This window comes from Rhizobacter sp., from assembly GCF_031412075.1.
Classification (GTDB): Bacteria; Pseudomonadota; Gammaproteobacteria; order Burkholderiales; family Burkholderiaceae_C; genus Rhizobacter.
On the sequence record NZ_JANOCG010000443.1, the window covers coordinates 1 to 3,642 of the forward strand.

A 3,642-nucleotide genomic window follows, 5' to 3' on the forward strand; every position below is an offset into this window, starting at 1 on the left:
CAAGGCGCCTGGCCGCGCGAAGACAACCCGCTGAAAGCCGCACCGCACACCACGGCCGCCCTGCTCAAGTCGGAATGGCCGCACCCCTACTCGCGTGAGGAAGCGGCCTTTCCGGTCAAGAGCTTGCGTGCGCAGAAGTACTGGGCGCCGGTCGGCCGGGTCGACAACGTCTACGGCGACCGCAACCTGTTCTGCAGCTGCGTGCCGATCGCCGACTACGCGAGCTGACGCTGGCCGGTGCGGGCTGCGCTGTCACGGCGCAGCCCCATGAACTGCAGCTCGGCAAACACCAGCCCCGCGAGCACGTGCATGCCCAGGAAGGCCAGGCCCAGCGGCGTCGGCGCGAACCACACACCGGCTGCAATGGCCACGCAGTCGATCGCCCACACCAGGTTGAACCCGATGAACACCCACAGCGCGGCCCGTGGCACGCTGGGGCGCTCTGCCATCCAGAACAGCAAGACTGCATAGGCCACCAAGGCCACACCGCCAGGCACCAGCAGCCAGGCCGGCAAGCCAAACCACTGCGAGAGCAAACCGCTACCGAGCGCCATGGCCGCGCCGCTGGGCAGGCTCAACGCGGCGTCGGCCAGAAGAACGCGCCGCAGAAAGGTGGAAGAAAGAACGTGTGACATGAGCATCTCCAGTTGAAGACCACCACGGATGCGGCGGCATGGGCCAAATCATTCGACAGCCCTTGGTCGGCAGTCGATGACCTGGGAGGTCATGGGAGCCGAACCCGCGCTGGTTTATCGTCGGCGCCATGCACACCGCCTCTGCCCTTGCCTCCCCCGCGCAACCCATCGGCGCCCTGCTGCGCGAATGGCGACAGCGACGCCGTCTGAGCCAGCTCGACCTCGCGCTCGACGCCGACATCTCGACCCGCCACCTGAGCTACGTGGAAACCGGCCGCGCCGCACCCAGCCGCGCGATGGTGCTGCACCTGGCCGAGCAGCTCGAGGTGCCGCTGCGCGAGCGCAACACCCTGCTCGCCGCCGCCGGCTACGCGCCGATCTACCGCGAGCGCACGCTCGACGACCCGGCCCTGCAAGCCGCACGCGAGGCGGTGGACCTGGTGCTGCGCGCGCACGAGCCCTATCCCGCGCTGGCGGTGGACCGGCACTGGAACATGCTGTCGCACAACCGCCCGGTGCTCGCGCTGATGGAGGGCATCGCCCCCGAGCTGCTGGAACGACCGCTCAACGTGTTGCGCCTGAGCCTGCACCCGCAAGGCATGGCGCCGAAGATCGTGAACCTCGCCGCTTGGCGCTCCCACCTTTTCGAACGCCTGCGTCACCAGATCGCGGTGAGTGCCGACCCGGTGCTGGCCGCCCTGCTCGAAGAGCTGCAAAGTTACCCCGCTCCGCCCGACGACGAGCCCTACGAGGCCATCGCCCACAACGCCGTCGCCTTGCCGCTGCAGCTGCGTACGGCAATGGGCGTGCTGTCGTTCATCAGCACCATCACCGTGTTCGGCACGCCGGTCGACATCACCTTGTCGGAGCTGGCGCTGGAGACCTTTTTCCCGGCCGACGCGTTCACCGCGCAAGCTTTGCGTCACCTGAGTGACGGACAAGCAGCCGCGCAGCCGCCATAAACGGCAGCCCACAGGAGACAAGAATGACAACGACCATTGCCCACCGCATCTGCCCCGTTTGTGAAGCCTGCTGCGGGCTCGATGTGCATGTGGAAAGCGGCAAGGTCATCGCCATTCGCGGTCAGGAGAGCGACGGTTTCAGCAAGGGCTACCTCTGCCCCAAGGGCGTGGCGCTCAAAGACCTGCACGAAGACCCCGACCGTCTGCGCACGCCGCTGATCAAGCGCGATGGCAGGTTCGTCGAAGCGAGCTGGGACGAAGCCTTTGCCGAGATCGAACGCCGCCTGCTGCCGCTGCGCCAGGAGTTTGGCAACGACGCCGTGGCCGTGTCGGCTGGCAACCCGAGCAGCCACAAGCTCGGCCTGATGCTTTACGCCGGCCGCCTGCTCAAGTCGCTCGGCTCGCACAACATCTTCTCCGCCTCCACGCTCGACCAGATGCCCAAGCAGCTGTCCAGCGGGTTGATGTTCGGCAGCTGGCTCTCCATTCCCGTGCCCGACATCGAGCGTTGCGACTTTCTGCTGATGCTCGGCGCCAACCCGATGGCCAGCAACGGCAGCCTGTGGACGGTGCCCGACTTTCGCGGCAAGGCCAAAGCCTTGCATGCACGCGGCGGCAAGCTGGTGGTGATCGACCCACGCCGCACCGAAACGGCCGAGATCGCCGACCGCCACCTGCCCATCCGCCCGGGTGGCGATGCGCACTTTCTGCTGGGCATGGTGCACACGCTGTTTGCCGAAGGCCAGGTGCGATTGGGCCGCTTGGCCGAACACGTGGCGGGTGTGGACGAGCTGCGTGCCGCCGTGCAGCCGTTTTCAGCCGATGCTGTTTCCACGCGCTGCGGCATCGCTGCCGAGACCATCCGCGAGCTCACCCGCGAACTGGCGAAGGCGCCACGCGCCGCCGTCTATGGCCGCCTGGGTACCAGCACGCAGACCTTCGGCACACTGGCCAGCTGGCTGATCGATGTGCTTAATGCACTCACCGGCCACCTCGACGAACCGGGCGGCGCCATGTTCCCCAAGGCGGCCTCTTTTTCCGCCAACACCGAGGGCACACCGGGCTCAGGCCGTGGCATCGTCACCGGCCGCCACCGCGCGCGCGTGAGCAGCGCACCCGAGGTGTTCGGCGAGCTGCCCACCGGCTGCATGGCCGAAGAAATCGAAACGCCAGGGCCGGGCCAGGTGAAGGCGCTGATCACCATTGCGAGCAACCCGGTTCTTTCAGCGCCCAACGGCGCGCGGCTCGCCAAGGCGCTCGACCAGCTCGACTTCATGCTGAGCCTGGACATCTATATCAACGAAACCACACGCCATGCCGATGTGATCTTGCCCGGCTTGTCGTCGCTGCAAGAGAGCCACCACGACATCGCGCTGCAGCAGTTTCAGTACCGCAACTACGTGCGCTACAGCTCGCCGGTGTTGCCCGCGCCCGTTGGGCACCTGCGCGACTGGCAGGTGATGGTCAAGCTGATCGGCCTCTTACAGGGCAAGGGCGCTGCTGCCGATCCGCAAGCGATCGACGACGCGATGCTGATGGCCGAGCTGGAGCGCAGCTTCGGCGAGAAGGCCGGTGCGGTGATGGCCGAGCTGTCGAAGCACAGTGGCCCCGATCGGCGAGTCGACCTGGCGCTGCGCAACGGGCCCTATGGCGATGGCTTCGGCCGCAACCCCGAAGGCCTGACGCTGGAGAAGGTGAAGGCTGCTCCCGGCGGCATCGACCTCGGCGAGCTGCAGCCGCGTGTGCCCGAGATGCTGCGCACACCCAGCGGCAAGATCGAGCTGGCCCCGCCCTTGTTGATGGCCGACCTGCCGCGCGCCCTGGCCGCCCTCCACGAGCCCGCGGCCGACATGGTGATCGTCGGCCGCCGCCACGTGCGCTCGAACAACAGCTGGATGCACAACCTGCCGCTGCTGGCCAAGGGGCCGTTCCGCTGCACGGCGATGGTTCACCCGGCCGATGCGCAACGCCTGGGGCTGGTGGATGGTGCGATGGCGCGCATCGCGGGCCCTGCGGGCAACGCCATCGAGGCGCAGGTGGAGGTC

General features: G+C 67.5%; 4 protein-coding genes. 3 read left to right on the plus strand and 1 reads right to left on the minus strand.

Annotation, left to right across the window (positions count from 1 at the left end; translation table 11 throughout):
- Positions 1-228, plus strand: a 228-nt coding sequence (locus RMO40_RS16780; RefSeq protein ID WP_309723891.1) for a hypothetical protein, incomplete at its 5' end; no start/stop codon positions are given.
- Here RMO40_RS16780 and RMO40_RS16785 read toward each other — a convergent pair.
- Entirely contained in the window at positions 216-635 is a 420-nt protein-coding gene (locus RMO40_RS16785; RefSeq protein WP_309723893.1) for a hypothetical protein, read from the minus strand. The genes RMO40_RS16780 and RMO40_RS16785 overlap by 13 nt on opposite strands.
- Before the next feature lie 128 nt (positions 636-763).
- Here RMO40_RS16785 and RMO40_RS16790 point away from each other — a divergent pair, with 128 nt between their 5' ends.
- Positions 764-1,597, plus strand: a complete 834-nt coding sequence (locus RMO40_RS16790; protein ID WP_309723896.1) for an MmyB family transcriptional regulator — start codon at positions 764-766, stop codon at positions 1,595-1,597.
- 23 nt (positions 1,598-1,620) lie between these two features.
- A partial coding sequence (locus RMO40_RS16795) for a molybdopterin-dependent oxidoreductase (protein WP_309723899.1) occupies positions 1,621-3,642 on the plus strand: 2,022 nt, incomplete at its 3' end.